This is a genomic window from Nocardioides psychrotolerans (genome assembly GCF_943371775.1).
GTDB classification, from domain to species: domain Bacteria; phylum Actinomycetota; class Actinomycetes; order Propionibacteriales; family Nocardioidaceae; genus Nocardioides; species Nocardioides psychrotolerans_A.
Genome location: NZ_CALRWD010000057.1, coordinates 1 through 16861, shown reverse-complemented (window position 1 = coordinate 16861; position 16861 = coordinate 1). Strand labels below are relative to the sequence as shown.

Below are 16861 nucleotides of genomic sequence, written 5' to 3'. Positions count from 1 at the left end.
ACCCTACTCTTTCCAGCGTGGAAATATTCACTGAGCGAAAGAAGCCCTCCCGTCGCGCCCTGCTGGGGCGCTGGGTCAGCCGGGTCGTGGTGCTGGTCGCGATCCTCTTCTCCGGGGTGATGCTGGGCTCCGGCATCGAGCCGGAGCAGATCGACAACGGCACCGCCAACCTGCCGACCGACGCCGAGTCGGCGCAGGCGGCGCGGCTCCAGGAGTCGCTCGGCACCGCGGAGTTCACCCCCGCGATCGTGGTCTTCGACCGCGGCGGCGAGCAGCTCACCGCCGCGGACCGGCGCGCGGTGGCGACCAAGGTCGAGGAGCTCGGCTCCCTCGCCGCGCCCGGCCAGCAGGTCTTCCCGGTCTTCGCCGAGGACGGCGAGGCCGCCTTCATCGGGGTGCCGCTCGCCACCGACACGCCCGAGGAGGAGCTCGAGGAGCCGATCACGGCGATCCGCGACCTCTCCGCGAAGGACCTGCCCGACGGGCTCGAGGCGAGCACCACGGGTGGTCCGGCCTTCATCGTCGACCTCTCGAAGGTCTTCGACGGCGCGGACGTGCGGTTGCTCATCACGACCGCGGGCGTCGTGGCCCTGCTGCTGCTCATCACCTACCGCAGCCCCTGGCTCTGGCTGGTGCCGCTCTCCGTGGTCGGCGTGGCCGACCAGGTCGCTGCAGCCATGGTGGCCGTGGGGACCCAGGTCTTCCCGTTCGCCACCGACGGCGCATCGGTCGGCATCACGTCGGTCCTCGTCTTCGGTGCCGGCACCAACTACGCCCTGCTCCTCATCGCGCGCTACCGCGAGGAGCTGCGGCAGGTGGAGGACCGCTACGCCGCCATGCGGATCGCCCTGAGCCAGGCGGCGCCGGCGATCCTCGCGAGCTCCGGGACCGTCGTCCTGGCCCTGCTGTGCCTGGGCTTCGCCGACAACCCGACGAGCCGCAACATCGGCTTCGGCGGTGCCATCGGGATCGTCGTCGCCGTCGTCTACGCGCTCGTCGTGCTGCCGGCCGCCATGACGCTCTTCGGGCGCCGCCTCTTCTGGCCCTTCGTGCCGGAGGTCGGCCAGCCCGAGCCCACCGAGACCGGCGTCTGGTCGAAGGTCGCGGCCACGGTGACCAAGCGTCCGGTGCTCGTCTCCGTCGTCGGCCTGCTCGCCCTCGTCGTGCTCGCCCTGCCGCTGACCGGGGTCAAGACCGGGCTGTCGCAGACCGAGCAGTTCCGCGCGACGCCCGAGTCGGTGACGGGCCAGGAGGTCCTGGCCGAGCACTTCCCGGCCGGCTCCTCGCAGCCCACCTCGGTGCTGACCTCGAGCGCCGACGCCGACGACGTACGACGGGTGGTCGCCGACGTCGACGGGGTGCAGCAGGTCGACGACGGCGGGAGCGAGGGTGACACCTCGGTGCTGACCGTGGTGCTCACCGCGGACCCGGCCTCCGACGCAGCCTTCGACACCGTCGAAGGCATCCGGGAGGCCGCGCAGGGTGTGGACCCCGACGCACTGGTGGGCGGTCCCGACGCGGAGTCCCTCGACGCCCGCGACGCGGCGTCGCGCGACCAGGCGCTGATCATCCCGCTGATCCTGGTGGTCGTCCTGCTGGTGCTGCTCGCGCTGCTGCGCTCGATCGTCGCGGCGGTCCTGCTCGTGGCGACGGTCGTGGCGACGTTCGCGGCCAGCCTGGGGGCGAGCTGGTGGGCGTTCACCCACTGGTTCGGCTTCCCGGCCCTCGACCTCAGCGTGCCGCTGCTGAGCTTCCTGTTCCTCGTGGCGCTGGGGGTCGACTACAACATCTTCCTCACCACGCGGGCCAAGGAGGAGGCCGAGGAGCACGACACCACGCGCGCCATCTCGATCGCGCTCGCCGTGACCGGTGGGGTCATCACCAGCGCGGGCATCCTGCTCGCCGCGGTCTTCACCGTGCTCGGCGTGCTGCCCCTGATCACGCTGACGCAGATCGGCGTCATCGTCGGCTTCGGCGTCCTGCTCGACACGCTGCTGGTGCGCAGCGTGCTCGTCCCCGCGCTCGTCGCGCTGCTGGGGCGGCGCTTCTGGTGGCCTGGTCACCTCTCGCGGAGCGATCACCCCGTGACGCGCTCATGACCGGTCAGTAGGTTGTCAGCACCCACGACGATGTGACGGAGGACTCGTGTCGGACACGACGTACAACCTGGCCAGCCTGCTCGAGAAGAGTGCGGAGAAGTACCCCGACCGCGAGGCGATCGTCCTCGGGGACACGCGGATGACCTACGCGCAGGTCAACGGAGCCGCCAACATGGTGGCCAACCTGTTGGTCTCCCGCGGGATCCAGCACGGGGACAAGGTGGCGCTCAGCTGCGCCAACCTGCCCTACTTCACGATCATCTACTACGGGATCCTGAAGGCCGGCGCGTCCGTCGTGCCGCTCAACGTGCTCCTCAAGGGACGCGAGGTGGCCTACCACCTCGGCGACGCCGAGGCGAAGGCCTACTTCTGCTTCGAGGGCACCGCTGAGCTGCCCATCGGCAAGGAGGGGTTCGCGGGCTTCAACGACGCCGACGGCTGCGAGCAGTTCTTCGTCGTCACCGTCGACCCGGCGGCTCCGTCCCCGATCGAGGGCGCCGAGACGTTCGGGCAGGCCCTCGCCGGCCAGGCGCCGACGTTCGAGACCGTCGCCACCGACGAGGACGACACCGCGGTCATCCTCTACACCTCCGGCACGACGGGTCAGCCCAAGGGCGCCGAGCTGCGCCACCGCAACATGCGCGACAACGCGCTGGCGGGTGCCGACCTCTTCGGCGCGAGCGAGGACAACCCCGACACCGCCCTGTGCGTGCTGCCGCTCTTCCACTCCTTCGGCCAGACCGTCGTGCAGAACGGCACCTTCGCCTTCGGCGGCACCGTCGTCATGCTGCCGCGCTTCGAGGCCGACGCGGCGCTGAAGACCATGGCCAAGGAGAAGGTCACCTTCTTCGCCGGCGTTCCCACGATGTACTGGGGACTCCTCGGCGCCCTCGACGACTCCGGCGTCGACGTGAAGGAGCTGGCCGCCAACCTGCGCGTCGCGGTCGCCGGTGGCTCGGCGCTGCCGGTCGAGGTGCACAAGGAGTTCGAGAAGCGCTTCGGCGTGACGATCCTCGAGGGCTACGGGCTCTCCGAGACCTCCCCGGTCGCCTCTTTCTCGCGGCTGGGCCAGGACGTGCGGGTCGGCTCGATCGGTCAGCCGATCCCGGGCGTGGAGATGAAGCTGCTCCAGCCGGAGAGCTGGGACGAGGTGGACGCCTCCGAGGACGCCGACGCGGTCGGCGAGATCGCGATCAAGGGCCACAACATCATGAAGGGCTACTACAACCGCCCTGAGGCCACCGAGGAGTCGATCCAGGACGGCTGGTTCCGCTCGGGCGACCTCGGCCGCAAGGACGCCGACGGGTGGTACTACATCGTCGACCGGTCCAAGGACATGATCATCCGCGGTGGCTACAACGTCTACCCGCGTGAGATCGAGGAGGTCCTGCTGACCCACCCCGACGTCTCGCTGGCCGCCGTCATCGGCGTGCCCCACGAGAGCCACGGCGAGGAGATCAAGGCCGTCGTGATCCTCAACAAGGGCGCGAGCGTCACCGAGGACGAGCTCATCGCCTGGGGCAAGGAGCAGATGGCGACCTACAAGTACCCCCGCCAGGTGCAGTTCGTCGACGACCTGCCCATGACCGCGACGGGCAAGATCCTCAAGCGCGAGCTGTCGTGAGGACCGTCGGCCTGGCGGTGGCCGGGCTGATGGTGCTCGTCGGCGCGCTGTGGACGCTGCAGGGCCTCGACTACATCGGCGGCAGCGCCATGTCCGGCGAGCGGACCTGGTCGGTCATCGGGCCGATCGTCGCGGGCCTCGGCGTGGCCCTCGGCATCGTGCTGCTGCAGAACCGCCGCTCCTAGCGGCACGGATCCTCCGACGCCCCGCCGGGCCTTCCCGGCGGGGCGTCGCTGCGCCACAATGCCGACACGGGACCACGCCCGCGACGCTAGAGGTGGCCGATGGAGCTGCACGAGAGCCTGGCCGAGCTGGTCGCGGCCGTCGGCCCGCAGGTGCTGGACGACGCCGACCGGCTCCGGGCCGCGCTCGACGACTACCTTGACGAGGGCGCGGCCAGCACCGGTGACATCAACCTGCTGGTCGACGCCGTCCGGCTCGGTGCCTACGCCTGGATGATGAGCACCATCGCCAGCGGAGGCGAGGGGGCCAAGGCGGTCGAGGCCGCCGGCGTGATCCTGGCCCGCGACCGGGGGAGCCGCGACCTCGACACCGCCCGCTGGGCCTGCGCGGTGCTCGGCTTCGCGGTCGGCAAGGTCGGGGACGCCGACGTGCGTCGCTACCGCACGCGCACCATGGAGGTGCCGCTCCCGCAGTCGCCCGAGGACACGCAGCCGAGCCCGCCGCCCGCTCCCGTCGTGGCCCCCGACGTCGCCACGGCACCCGCCCAGCCGGCACTCGCCCCGGTCACGGAGGCCGCGGACGCGGTGGTCGTCGCCCCGGGCCCGCCACCTCCGTCACCACCTCCGTCACCACCGCCTGCCCGCAGGCGTCGTCGTCGTACGCCGGTCCTCGCGGTGGTCCTCGCCCTCGCCCTCGTGGGTGGGGGCCTGGTGGCCTGGCGGGTCCTCGGGGGCGAGGACGACCCGGAGCGCACGCCGGTCGCGGTGGACGAGGAGCCGTCCCGCACGCCCGACCCGAGCGAGGACCCGACAGGTGACCCGACAGGTGACCCGACGGGCGACCCGGAGCCGCTGCCCTTCGAGGTCGACGCCGACTTCGTCAACCAGCCCTGCACGGGCGAGGTGATCGTGATGCTGGCGACCGCGGGGGTGGCCGACAACTACGCGTCCAAGCTCGGCAACGCGGTCGAGGGCGTGCCCGACGCCAAGGTGCTGCGGGCCGCGGACTCGTGCGCCGCCTTCCAGCGCACGCACCCGGAGTCGGGCCAGCCGATCTACAACGCCTACCTCGGTCCCTTCGCGACCGTGCCCGAGGCGTGCCAGGCGATCGAGGGCCTCGACAGCGCCACCGCCTGGGTGCGCGAGCTGGCCAACCCCTCGCAGGAGCGCGAGCTGTGCTTCTGCGAGTCCTCGGTCGACGCGCTGCCGACGATCGGCGCCGACTCCGACCTGACGTCGTTGGCGGTGCGACGGCTGATCGGGCAGGTGCAGTGGGGGCTCTACCTCTTCGGGCTGATCCCCAAGGAGGGCGTCTTCCAGAGCTATGGACAGCGGACCCCCGAGGTCGTCGCGGCGCTGGAGGACTTCCAGTCCCAGGTGCTCCTCGAGCCCGACGGCGTGATCGCCCAGGAGACCTGGGAGCGGCTGCTCGACGAGTTCTGTGAGACCGAGGTCTACGACGTCGAGCGCTGAAAAGTAGGATGGTCGTGCCCGCGCACCCCACCAGGTGCCGCCCTCACCGCAGGAGCCTTCCGTGCCTCGAGTCGTCGTCGACGTCATGCCCAAGCCCGAGATCCTCGACCCCCAGGGCAAGGCCGTCCTCGGCGCCCTGCCCCGCCTGGGCTTCTCCGGCGTCACCGACGTCCGGCAGGGCAAGCGCTTCGAGCTCGAGATCGCCGGCGAGGTGACCGAGGAGGTCCTCGCCGAGGTGCACCAGATGGCTGAGACGCTGCTCTCCAACCCCGTCATCGAGAACTTCACCGTCCACGTGGAGCAGCCCGCATGAAGATCGGCGTCGTGACCTTCCCGGGCAGCCTCGACGACGTCGACGCGCAGCGCGCGGTCGCCATCGGCGGCAACGACGCCGTCGCCCTGTGGCACGGCGACCACGACCTCAAGGGCGTCGACGCGGTCGTCCTGCCCGGCGGCTTCTCCTACGGCGATTACCTGCGCTGCGGCGCCATCTCGCGCTTCTCGCCCGTCATGGCCGAGGTCATCGCGGCCGCCGGCCGCGGGATGCCGGTCCTGGGCATCTGCAACGGCTTCCAGATCCTGTGCGAGTCGCACCTGCTGCCGGGTGCGCTGATCCGCAACGACCACCGCAAGTTCGTCTGCCGCGACCAGCGCCTGCGCGTCGAGAACAACCGCACCCCGTGGACCTCGGCCTACGCCGAGGGTGCCGAGATCACCATCGTCCTCAAGAACGGCGAGGGCGGCTTCGTCGCCGACGAGGCCACGCTCGACCGCCTCGAGGGTGAGGGCCAGGTCGTCGCGCGCTACCTCGGCGACAACCCCAACGGCTCGCTGCGCGACATCGCCGGCGTCACCAACGCCGCCGGCAACGTGGTCGGGCTGATGCCGCACCCCGAGCACGCCGTCGAGGACCTCACCGGCGCGGGCACCGACGGGCTGGGCTTCTTCACCAGCCTCGTGGAGCAGTCGTTCGCATGAGCTCCCCGCGCACCGGCTCGCTGACGGGCCCCACCCGCCTGTTCCGCGTCGTCGCGACGGCAGAGGCCATCACCTGGGCCGGGCTGCTGACCGGGATGTTCCTCAAGTACGTCACCGAGACCACCGAGCTCGGGGTGCGCGTCTTCGGGATGCTGCACGGCGTCGTCTTCATCGCCTACTGCCTCACCACGGTCGTCGTGGCCGTCGACCGTCGCTGGTCGGCCTCCCGACTGGCGCTCGGCCTCGTCTCGGCGGTCCCGCCGTTCATGACGATCTGGTTCGACCGGCACGTGGAGCGGGCCGGCGGGCTGGCCGACTCCTGGCGCCTCACCACGGAGCCCGCGGGGCGCGGCGTCGAGCGTCCCACCGCGTGGTTGCTGCGCAACCCGCTCCAGGGTGCGGTCGCCGGCATCGTCGCGGTCGTCGCCCTCACCGGCGTTGCGCTGCTCGTCGGACCGCCTGTCGGCTGACACTGATCACCGACGCGGTCCCCATGGGGTGTGACCGCACTCAGGGGGACGAGCAGTGAGCACCGAGCAGGACACACCGGCAGTGTCGGGCTGCACCTACTGCGGCAACGCCTACGGTCCCTCCGACGTGGCCTGCCCCAGCTGCGGTTTCCCCACCCCCTACGCCTCGGTCAAGGCGACAGTCGACGCCCGCCGGGCCCGCCTGCGCACGCGCGTGGTCGCCGGCGTCGCGGCGGTGGCGGTCGTGGGGGGCAGCGCCTTCCTGCTGCTGCGCGGTGGTGCCGAGACGCCGCCCGCGACCACGACGCCCGCGGGCGAGGCCCCCGTCGAGGGGCCACGCCGGCTCGTGCCTTCCTGGGAGGTCGCCCTCGACAGTCCGGTGCTCGGCGAGCTCGCCGTCGACGACGCGGTGGTCCTCTCGCTCGACTCCGGCGACCTCGTCTCCGTCGACGCCGCCGGCGAGCAGACGTGGAGCCGGGCCCAGCCGGTCGCTCCGGTCGAGGACGTCGACGCCGGTGGCGAGGTGCTCGTCAGCGCCGCGGACGGCCCGGGCATCAGCGCCAACACGCTCGCCGACGGCGAGGAGCTCTGGCAGTACCCCGACATCACCTACGTCGGTGTGGCCGCGTCGGGCTTCGTGGTCGACGTCGAGGCGGAGGGTGGGCCCTTCGGGGTGCTCGACGCCCGCTCCGGCGTGCCGACCTGGAAGGTGCCCGACGTCGACGCCTACGCCGTGGCCGGCGCGATGGCCTACGTCCTGCGCGGCCCGGAGCTGACCGCGCTGAGCGCCGACGACGGCAGCGAGCTCTGGACCAGCGACGTCGGCGCCGGGCCCGAGGCCACGCTGGTCGCCAACCTGGGCCTGGTCGCGGTGGTCAAGGGCTCCGAGGTGGTCGCCCTCGACCCGCTCAACGGCACCGAGCGCTGGACGGCCCGGGCTCCGGGTGCGGCGGTCGAGGTGCTCTCCGACGCGCTGGTGGTCGTCACCAGCGAGCGCGCGACGCCGCCGACGGCCATCGCCTACGACGCGATGGGGGAGCGGGGCGAGCTGCCGGTCGAGGCCGGGCTGACGACCGAGCTGGTGCCGTTCACCGTGGACGGCGAGGCCTACGCCCTCGACCCCGTCTCCGGCACCGTCCTCGACGAGGACCTCACCGTGCGAGCGACCTACGACGGCACCGTGACGCCGGCCGACGACGGGGTCTACGTCGTCACGGGCGGCGTGGTCTCGCACTATCCCCTCGGTGCCTCCACCCCCGACGCCGAGGCGGAGGTGCCCGGTGCCGAGCGGGCCGTCGTCCTAGCCGACGGGTTCGCGGTCGTCGCCGGCGACACCGTCACGGGCTTCCTCTAGGGCTTCGCTCGCTGCTCGAGCCGCCGGCCGTCTCTCGTTGGTTGAGCCGGGCGAGCCGCCGGGCTGCCTCTCGTCGGTTGAGCCGGGCGAGCCGCTAGGCGAGGCCGTGTCGAAACCCGGTGAGCCGAACGGCGGTGTCGCGTGGCTTGGTCTCGACGACCGCTCGCTTCGCTCGCTGCTCGACCGGCGACCAGGGTCGCTGCTCGAGCCGCGGCCAGGGTCGCGGCTCGACCGGCGATCAGCTGCTGGCGCCGGCCTCGAGCTTGCCCCAGGTCGGGTAGGCGACCACGCCGTTGACCGGGGTGCCGGTCTTCTGCTGGTAGGCCCGCACGGCGTTGCTGGTCGCGGCGTCGAAGACCCCGGTGGCCTTGATCGGCTTGGTGAGCGCGGCGGCGTTGAGGGCGCGCTGGACACGGCGTACGGCGGGACCGGCGGAGCCGACCTTGAGCACCTCGCGCGGGCCGGAGGCCAGCAGCATGATCCAGTGGCGCACGAACCACGAGGAGGTGACGGCCACCTGGTGCTTCGTCTGCCAGGCGTTCATCGCCTTGACCAGCTTGGGGTTGTAGTTGCCGCCGGTCGGGCCGTCATAGAAGCCCTGCTCGCGCAGCAGGCACTGGAGCGCCTTCATCTGCGCGGCCGGGGGGCGGTAGGTGTCGGTGGGGGGCCGCAGCAGCGGGTACTCCCACAGCGAGACGTTGACGCCGCCGCAGTGGGTCTCGGGCTCGGCGACGGAGCCGCGGCCGAGGTCGAGGTAGTTGCGGTCGATGTTGATGCGCACACCGCCCCACGTCTCGTCGTGGCCGCCCATGTACTGCTTGACGCGGCCGCCGGGGCGCCAGCCGTCCTCACGGATGTAGGAGGTCGAGGTGTTGGCGATGCCGTCCCAGCGGGCGACCCAGATCGCGTCGGGCAGCGTGAAGCGGTCGGGCCGGTTGATCCGGGCCGCGTCGAGCGCGGCGATGCCGGAGCCGGCGCTGGAGTAGACGCCCGAGACGTAGCCGAGCTCGTGGAGCTTCTGGGTCCAGCCGCTGAGGAAGGTCAGGGCGGACTCGCGGCAGTCGGTGTTGGAGTTGTCGTAGCCCTCGAGGTCGTACCACAGGGTGCTCTTCTCGACGATGCCCAGCGCCTTGGCCGCGGCGACCGCGGAGACGGCCTCGTCCATGCCCTGCTGCTTGGCCAGCGCATAGCGGCCGACCTTGCCCGGCTTGGGGTTGATCTTGACGTCGTCGGAGTAGCGCGGGAAACGCGGCTGGCAGGAGGCCTGCGGGCCGAGGGTGATCGGGAGCAGCCGCCAGCCGTTGCGCAGCTGGGTGCTGATCCAGGTGGGCGTCAGGTTGGGCTGGTCGCGACAGGCGCGTGACTTCCCGGAGATGTAGATGCCGACCGAGAGGAACGGCGAGTTCTGCAGCCAGGCGTTCATCGCCTTCTGGTCCGGCGCGTGGCACTGGTCGAAGCCGTAGCCGGTGAAGTCGCCGGGCGTCACCACGTTGCCCTCCCGGGCCGCGGGCGTGCGCGGGCTCGCGGAGGCGCTGGCCGACGCACCCGCTCCGGCCTGCGCGGCGGGGCCGACGGCGCTCAGCGCGGCCAGGGTCAGGACCCCTGCGACCGCGACGCTGGCGGCATGTCGGAGGCGGGCGGAGAGCGTGGGAAGAGGCGTGCGAGGCATGGCGGAGCTCCAGGGGAAGGGTGTCGATCCGTCGGACGGCGACGTCACCATAACCTCACGAGTCACACCCGTAACAGGCATCGGGAGTAACTACAGATCTGTAATTCGCGGACCGGCCAGCAGGGCCGCCGGGGGCGTCGCGCACGGTTAGATTGCGGCATGACGACCGCAGCCCCCGCCCCCGACCCGACGCGTCGTCGGGCCCCTGTCGTGGCTGTCGTCGTCGGTCTCGTGCTGGCCGTGGTCGCTGCCGGCATCGTCGTCGTCCTGCTCGTGGGGGACCCGGGTCGCTCGGCGAGCTTCTCCAGCGGGCTCGCCGTCCGGTTGCCCGAGCCCGTGACGTCGACGCCCGAGCTCGACTGGACGGTGCGCACCGACGGGCCCGTGACCGGCGGGACGGCCGTGGGGGCGCGGGTCTTCCTGTCGACCGGGAGCGCGGTGCTCGAGCTCGACGCCGCCGGCGAGGAGGCCTGGTCCGTGGCGCCCGCGGAGCCGTGCAGCGTGATCCTGTCCCACCCCGACCACGAGGACGTCGTGGTCTGCGTGACCGAGGCCGGCGCCGTCGGGCTGGCGGCCGCCGACGGCGAGCAGATCTGGGAGCAGACCGAGGGCCCGCTCGTGCGCTACCTCGACGACGGTGCCGGCTTCGCGGGAGAGACCGCGCTCGGCGTCATGGACGTCGCCTCCGGGGACGTGCGCTGGTCGATCGACGTCACCGACGAGCACGTCTTCGGCCCCGACGCGCTCTACACGGCGCAGGGCGGCACCCTGACGGCGTACGACGTCGGCTCCGGCGAGAAGCAGTGGTCGGTGCCCTACGACGAGGAGTCGCGCGTCGACGGCACCCAGGCCGCCACCCCGGACCTCGCGGTCAACGACGCCCTCCTGCTGCTGACCTCCGAGGCCGGCGCCGTCGCGCTCGACCCCGACGACGGCGAGGAGCTCTGGCGCCTCGACCCGGGCGCCGACGGGATCTCGGGCGGGGTCCTCTCCGACGACCGGGTCTGGCTGCTGCCGGCCGACGACGACGAGCAGGCCGCGGCCCCGCAGATCCTGGTGCGTGACGCCGACGGCGAGGTGGGCGAGCTGGAGACCGACGAGGACACCCAGGTCGTCTCGCTCGAGCGCTTCGAGGTCGACGGCGACGACTACGCGATCGACTTCGTCTCGGGCCGGGTCTACGACGACGAGCTGGCGACCGTGGGCACCTACGACGGTCTCCTCACCCTCGTGGACGGCGGGCTCTATGCGGCGACCGAGCCGGAGGCCGACCTGCCGGGCAGCTTCGCCTACTACGAGCTCGGGGCGGACGAGGCCACCTGGACCGTCGACCTGGCCGGGGTCGAGACGCTCAACGTCGCGGCTGCCGACGGCCTCGTCGTGGTCGTCGCGGACGACGAGGTCCGCGGCTACCGCTGAGCGGCGCCGTCCGCCGCCTGCGCCGGGTGCGCCGGAGCGGCCCGGCGCCGGTAGATTGACGCCCGTGCCCGAGACCTCCGTGAAGCCGTCCCTCGACACCGTCGCCGTCGCCGCCTCGGACCCCGCGCGCGACCAGCCGTGGGCCGATCTCGGCCTCAAGGCGGACGAGTACCACGAGATCCGCGAGATCCTCGGCCGTCGCCCCACGAGCGCCGAGCTCGCGATGTACTCCGTCATGTGGAGCGAGCACTGCTCCTACAAGTCGTCCAAGGTGCACCTCAAGCAGTTCAGCGAGATCCCGCAAGAGACTCCCGCGGGGAGGATGCTCGCCGGCATCGGCGAGAACGCCGGCGTCATCGACGTCGGTCAGGGCTATGCCGTCACCTTCAAGGTCGAGTCGCACAACCACCCGTCCTACGTCGAGCCCTACCAGGGTGCCGCGACCGGCGTCGGCGGCATCGTGCGCGACATCCTCGCGATGGGCGCACGTCCGGTCGCCGTGATGGACCCGCTGCGCTTCGGCCCGCTGGACGCCCCCGACACCCAGCGCGTGCTGCCCGGGATCGTGGCGGGCGTCGGCGGCTACGGCAACTGCCTGGGCCTGCCCAACATCGGCGGCGAGGCCGTCTTCGACGAGACCTACCTCGGCAACCCGCTGGTCAACGCGCTCTGCGTCGGCGTGCTGCGTCACGAGGACCTGCACCTCGCCAAGGCGTCCGGCGCCGGCAACCAGGTGATCCTCTACGGCGCCAAGACCGGCGGCGACGGCATCGGCGGCGTCTCGATCCTCGCCAGCGAGACCTTTGAGTCCACCGGCCCGGCCAAGCGCCCGGCCGTGCAGGTCGGCGACCCCTTCATGGAGAAGCTCCTCATCGAGTGCACGCTCGAGATCTTCGCGGCCGGTCTCGTCGCCGGCATCCAGGACCTCGGCGGCGCCGGGCTGTCCTGCGCGACCTCCGAGCTGGCCAGCGCCGGTGACGGCGGCATGCACGTCGAGCTCGACCGGGTGCCGCTGCGCGACTCCACGCTCTCGCCGGAGGAGATCCTCATGAGCGAGTCGCAGGAGCGGATGATGGCCGTCGTCGAGCCCGACGACGTCGCCGCGTTCCTGGCGATCTGCGCCAAGTGGGAGGTCGACGCCACCGTCATCGGCGAGGTCACCGACACCGGCCGGCTGCACATCGACTGGCACGGCGAGCGCGTCGTCGACGTGCCCCCGCGCTCGGTCGCGCACGACGGCCCGACCTACCACCGCCCCTTCGCCCGCCCCGACAGCCAGGACGCCCTCCAGGCCGACGGCGCCGAGTCGCTGCCGCGGCCCACGACCGGCGAGGAGCTGCGCGAGACCGTGCTGCGCCTCGCGGCGTCGCCCAACCTGTGCGACAAGTCGTGGATCACCGATCAGTACGACCGCTACGTCCGCGGCAACACCGTGCTCGCCCAGCCCAGCGACTCCGGGATGATCCGCATCGACGAGGACACCAACCTCGGCGTCGCGGTCTCCACGGACTGCAACGGCCGCTTCGCGCGTCTCGACCCCTACGTCGGCGCGCAGCTGGCCTTGGCCGAGTCCTACCGCAACGTGGCCACCGGCGGCGCGACGCCGCTGGCGATCTCCGACTGCCTCAACTTCGGCTCGCCCGAGGACCCGGCGGTCATGTGGCAGTTCGCCGAGGCCTGCCGTGGCCTCAAGGACGGCTGTCTCGAGCTCGGCATCCCGGTCACCGGCGGCAACGTCAGCCTCTACAACCAAACCGGCGAGACCGCGATCCTCCCGACCCCGGTCGTCGCCGTGCTCGGCGTCATCCAGGACGTCACGAAGCGCACGCCGTCGGCCTTCGAGGCCGCCGGGGAGCGGATCTTCCTGCTCGGCGAGACCCGCGAGGAGCTCTCCGGCTCCGAGTGGGCCCACGTGGTGCACGGTCACCTCGGCGGTCGCCCGCCCGTGGTCGACCTGGCGGCGGAGAAGTCCCTCGCCGAGCTGCTGCGCGCGGGCGTCGGCCTGCTCACCAGCGCCCACGACCTCTCCGACGGCGGCCTGGCCCAGACGCTGGTCGAGGCCGGGCTGCGCCACATGATCGGCGCGACCGTCACCGTGCCGGGTGACGCGTTCGTCGGGCTCTTCTCGGAGTCGGCCGGTCGCGTGGTCGTCACCGTGGCGGACGGCGACGCCGCCGCCCTCACGGCGCTGGCTGAGGAGCACGGGGTGGCCGTGACCGAGCTCGGCACCACCGGTGGCGACAGCATCGTGGTGGAGGGCCAGTTCGACCTGGCCCTGCTCGAGGTGCGCTCGGCCTGGATGGCGACGCTGCCCGCAGCGTTGGGCTGATCCTTGGCCGACGACCTGGTCGTCTCCCGGTTGCTGGTCATCCCAGCGGCCGAGCTCGCCGAGCGGTTCTCCCGCTCGTCGGGTCCGGGCGGGCAGGGCGTCAACACCGCCGACTCCCGGGTCGAGCTCTCCTTCGACCTGGCCGCCTCGCCCAGCGTGCCGGCGTACCTCCAGGAGCGGATGCTGGCCGCGCTGGCCTCGCGGCTCGTCGACGGAGTCCTCACGATCGCCGCCAGCGAGCACCGCACCCAGCTCGCCAACCGGCGCGCCGCCCGGGAGCGCCTGGCGTCGCTGCTGCGCGACGCCGCCCTGCCGCCGGCGCCGCCACGCCGTGCCACGCGCCCCACGCGCGGCTCCAAGGAGCGACGCCTCGGCGCCAAGAAGCGGCGCGGTGAGATCAAGAAGGGGCGCCAGGGGCGCTTCGACTAGTTGGACCCCTCTGGTGGGATGGCGCTCGTGCACCGACGGACCCTGCTCAGCCTGCCCGCCCTGGGGGTGGTCGGTCTCGCGCTGGCCTCGTGCGGCGAGGATGCTCCCGTGAGAGAGCCCGACGGTCCCGGCGAGGGACGCACCGCCTACGGCACCGACCCCAGCCAGTACGGCGAGCTCTACCTCCCCGACGGCACGCCCCGAGGCGTCGTGGTGGTCATACACGGCGGCTTCTGGAAGGCGGAGTACGACCTCTCGCTCGGCCGGCCGCTCGCGACCAGCCTGGCCGCGGAGGGGTGGGCGGCGTGGAACATCGAGTATCGCCGCGTCGGCAACGGTGGTGGCACTCCCGAGACCTTCGACGACGTCTCCGCGGCGATCGACGCGCTGGGCGACCTCGAGGTCGACACCTCGACGGTCGTGACGCTCGGCCACTCCGCCGGTGGGCACCTCGCCGCATGGGCGGCCTCGCGGGGTCGCGACGGCGCCTGGCCCGACCGGGTGCCGGTCACCCACGTGATCTCGCAGGCCGGTGTGCTCGACCTCGTGGCCTCCGAGCGCGACGGACTGGGCGGCGGCGCTGCCGGGGCACTGCTCGGACACGCCCCGGGGCCGCAGGACGCGGCGTACGACCCGATGCAGCAGGTGCCGCTGGAGCAGCCGGTCTGGTGCGTGCACGGCACGGCCGACACGATCGTGCCGATCGGACAGTCCGGCACCTACGTCAGCGCCGCCACCGCGGCGGGCGCGCAGGCCGAGCTGGTCGCCGTCGACGGTGACCACTTCGTCGTCATCGACCCGCTGTCGCAGGCATGGACCGAGATCCTCGCCATCCTGGACGGGATCGGCTGAGGGCTGGGCTGAGGGCGGCCGTCAGGCGGCCGGCGGGAGCGTCGAGATCTTCTGCCAGATCTTGCGCGACATCCCGGTGGTGAGCTCCTCGATCGAGTTGACCGTGTCGAGCACGACGGCGTCGCGGGACTCCTCGGCGCACAGGGCCGCGGTCTTGGCGACCAGGCTGAGCAGCTCCGAGCAGTAGTCGAGGTAGCGCTCCATCTCGTCGCGGCTCATGTCGAGGGGCACGCTCGCGCTCGTCGACGTGTAGGAGGCGCGCAGCTGCTCCGGATCCTTGGTCAGCTGGTGCATGTCGACGATGTGCGCCGTGGAGCGGAGCTGGTGGAGCAGCGCGAGGGTGCGGCCGCGCTGGAGCCGCTCGGGCACGGTCCAGAGGAAGAAGACCGCGATGCCCGCGAAGACCAGGTCGTTGATCGTCGTCTCGACGAGCGGCAGCACGTCGAGGGAGCTGGTGAAGCGGCCGTCGACCCGGATCGCGTCGCGGGCCGCCAGCGCCAGGGCCACGAGCGTGGCGCCCACGATCAGGCCCATCGAGACCCGGGACACGACGCGGGCCAGCCGCAGCCGACCCTGGATCGCCCCGGCCCCGGTCTCGACCTCGTCGATGAGGATCAGCAGGTCGCCGGCCACCTTGCGCAGCCCCCGCTCGGGGAAGCGCGCCGCGATGCGCTCCTGGAGGTGGCGCACCGTGTCGCGCACCGGGCCGGCCTCCAACGGCTCGTGCAGGTCGCGGGTCACGTGGGCAGCGTAGGTGGTGCGGAGGCGGCGTGTGGAGGGGTCGTGTGCCGCAGAGCGCGGTCGAGCGCTGGCTACGGCACACGACCCGCCGGGCCGACCGACGAGCTGACGCGCGCCTCCGGCCCCGGGCCCGGCTGGCAGCTCGGGCACCACCAGCACCGTCGGTTGGCCGGGTCGTCCGGGATCTCCGGCACCATCCGCACCGTCGTGCCGCAGCGCAGGCAGGGGCGCCGGTTGCGTCCCGAGACCCAGTGGTCCTCGCCGCGGCGGCTGGTCCCGGTGGTCACCTGGTAGGCACCCGGCACGAGCGCGGAGTGCCGCAGCGCCTTCGCGGCCAGGCGCACCAGGGCGTCGACGTCGACCTCCCCGACGGGCGTCCACGGGCTGCGACCGACCAGGAAGCACAGCTCGTTGGCCCACAGGTTGCCCAGCCCGGCCATCCGCGTCTGGTCGAGCATCGCCGAGGCCAGCGGCACGTCCGGGTCGGCCGCCAGTCGTCGTACGGCCTCGGCGTGGTCCCAGTCCTCGCGCAACGGGTCGGGGCCCAGGTGCCCGATGAGCTGGTGCTCGTCCGCGGTGGCCACGAAGTCGAGCTGGTGCAGGTCCAGCCCGTACGCCGTCGGGCCGGCCGCCGTCTCCAGCACGACGCGCACCTGGGGCATCAAGCGCGTCGGGAGCCGCTTGCCGGGGCCGGTCACCGTCCAGCTCCCGTCCATCAGCAGGTGGCTGTGGAGGGTGACCCCGCCGCTGAAGCGGGTCAGCAGGTGCTTGCCGTGCGTCGCGTGCTCGAGCAGCGTGCGGCCGGCCAGGTCACGGGTGGCGAGCCGGGGCACGCGCAGGTCCGACCGGGCGATCGAGCTGCCCTTCAGCCCTCGGTCGAGGCGTCGCGCGAGCTTGTGGACGCTGTCTCCCTCCGGCACCGCTCCATCATGCCGGTCTAGGGTTCACCGCGTGCCCGAGGACGACGACTGATGCCGCCCCGTCTGCGCGTGCTGACGGCCGACGAGCTGACGACCGCGACCGCGGCCGACGACCTGCGCGCCCTCACCAAGCACTTCATGGCCGTGCTCGAGCAGCGCGCCCCCGGTCACTCGGTCGAGGTGCGGGTGCCGCCCTACGCCGCGGTCCAGGTGATCCCGGGGGTGCGGCACACCCGTGGCACCCCGCCGGCCGTGGTCGAGATGGACGCCGTCACGTGGGTCGCGCTCGCGACCGGCGGCCTCTCCTGGGCCGACGCGGTCG

16 protein-coding genes are annotated in these 16861 nt (G+C 72.4%); 13 read left to right on the top strand and 3 right to left on the bottom strand.

The window, feature by feature from the left end:
- Positions 1-17: 17 nt before the first annotated feature.
- The 8 genes from AAG827_RS15515 (at position 18) to AAG827_RS15480 (ending at position 8180) form a co-directional block, all read left to right on the top strand.
- Positions 18-2099, top strand: a complete 2082-nt coding sequence (locus AAG827_RS15515; RefSeq protein ID WP_341927029.1) for an MMPL family transporter — start codon at positions 18-20, stop codon at positions 2097-2099.
- A 46-nt stretch (positions 2100-2145) separates the two neighbouring features.
- On the top strand, positions 2146-3723 hold the full coding sequence (locus AAG827_RS15510; protein WP_341927028.1) for a long-chain fatty acid--CoA ligase: 1578 nt from the start codon (positions 2146-2148) through the stop codon (positions 3721-3723).
- Positions 3720-3908, top strand: coding sequence for a hypothetical protein (locus tag AAG827_RS15505; RefSeq protein WP_309649026.1), 189 nt, complete (start codon positions 3720-3722; stop codon positions 3906-3908). The genes AAG827_RS15510 and AAG827_RS15505 overlap by 4 nt, the downstream gene beginning before the upstream one ends.
- Positions 3909-4007: 99 nt before the next feature.
- The gene (locus AAG827_RS15500; RefSeq protein WP_341927027.1) at positions 4008-5378 is read left to right on the top strand and encodes a hypothetical protein; all 1371 of its coding nucleotides are present in this window, start codon (positions 4008-4010) and stop codon (positions 5376-5378) included.
- A gap of 61 nt (positions 5379-5439) precedes the next feature.
- Positions 5440-5691 (top strand): phosphoribosylformylglycinamidine synthase subunit PurS, encoded by a 252-nt coding sequence (purS, locus tag AAG827_RS15495; RefSeq protein WP_341927026.1) that lies wholly within the window; start codon positions 5440-5442, stop codon positions 5689-5691.
- Positions 5688-6356 (top strand): phosphoribosylformylglycinamidine synthase subunit PurQ, encoded by a 669-nt coding sequence (purQ, locus tag AAG827_RS15490; RefSeq protein ID WP_341927025.1) that lies wholly within the window; start codon positions 5688-5690, stop codon positions 6354-6356. Before purS ends, purQ begins: the two co-directional genes overlap by 4 nt.
- On the top strand, positions 6353-6826 hold the full coding sequence (locus tag AAG827_RS15485; RefSeq protein ID WP_341927024.1) for a DUF3817 domain-containing protein: 474 nt from the start codon (positions 6353-6355) through the stop codon (positions 6824-6826). Before purQ ends, AAG827_RS15485 begins: the two co-directional genes overlap by 4 nt.
- A 55-nt stretch (positions 6827-6881) precedes the next feature.
- Positions 6882-8180 (top strand): PQQ-binding-like beta-propeller repeat protein, encoded by a 1299-nt coding sequence (locus tag AAG827_RS15480; protein ID WP_341927023.1) that lies wholly within the window; start codon positions 6882-6884, stop codon positions 8178-8180.
- A gap of 238 nt (positions 8181-8418) precedes the next feature.
- Here AAG827_RS15480 and AAG827_RS15475 read toward each other — a convergent pair whose 3' ends face one another.
- On the bottom strand, positions 8419-9849 hold the full coding sequence (locus tag AAG827_RS15475) for a glycoside hydrolase domain-containing protein (RefSeq protein WP_341927022.1): 1431 nt from the start codon (positions 9847-9849) through the stop codon (positions 8419-8421).
- 159 nt (positions 9850-10008) lie between these two features.
- On the opposite strand from AAG827_RS15475, the gene AAG827_RS15470 reads away from it, so the two are divergent.
- From AAG827_RS15470 to AAG827_RS15455, 4 genes are all read left to right on the top strand, one after another.
- Positions 10009-11268 (top strand): PQQ-binding-like beta-propeller repeat protein, encoded by a 1260-nt coding sequence (locus tag AAG827_RS15470; protein ID WP_341927021.1) that lies wholly within the window; start codon positions 10009-10011, stop codon positions 11266-11268.
- A 64-nt stretch (positions 11269-11332) separates the two neighbouring features.
- A complete protein-coding gene (purL, locus tag AAG827_RS15465) occupies positions 11333-13597 on the top strand; it encodes a phosphoribosylformylglycinamidine synthase subunit PurL (RefSeq protein ID WP_341927020.1) in 2265 nt (754 codons plus the stop codon).
- Between the two features lie 3 nt (positions 13598-13600).
- Complete coding sequence (gene arfB, locus AAG827_RS15460; RefSeq protein ID WP_341927018.1) at positions 13601-14026, top strand: alternative ribosome rescue aminoacyl-tRNA hydrolase ArfB; 426 nt, start codon at positions 13601-13603, stop codon at positions 14024-14026.
- Positions 14027-14053: 27 nt separating this feature from the next.
- Entirely contained in the window at positions 14054-14878 is an 825-nt protein-coding gene (locus AAG827_RS15455; RefSeq protein WP_341927017.1) for an alpha/beta hydrolase, read from the top strand.
- 21 nt (positions 14879-14899) lie between these two features.
- Here AAG827_RS15455 and AAG827_RS15450 read toward each other — a convergent pair whose 3' ends face one another.
- Both AAG827_RS15450 and AAG827_RS15445 read right to left on the bottom strand, forming a co-directional pair.
- Positions 14900-15619 (bottom strand): hypothetical protein, encoded by a 720-nt coding sequence (locus tag AAG827_RS15450; protein ID WP_341927015.1) that lies wholly within the window; start codon positions 15617-15619, stop codon positions 14900-14902.
- A gap of 71 nt (positions 15620-15690) precedes the next feature.
- Positions 15691-16539, bottom strand: coding sequence for a DNA-formamidopyrimidine glycosylase family protein (locus tag AAG827_RS15445; protein WP_341927014.1), 849 nt, complete (start codon positions 16537-16539; stop codon positions 15691-15693).
- A gap of 51 nt (positions 16540-16590) precedes the next feature.
- Between AAG827_RS15445 and AAG827_RS15440 the strand changes: the two genes are divergently transcribed.
- Positions 16591-16861: sterol carrier family protein (locus AAG827_RS15440; RefSeq protein WP_341927012.1), on the top strand; the 271-nt coding region annotated here is incomplete at its 3' end.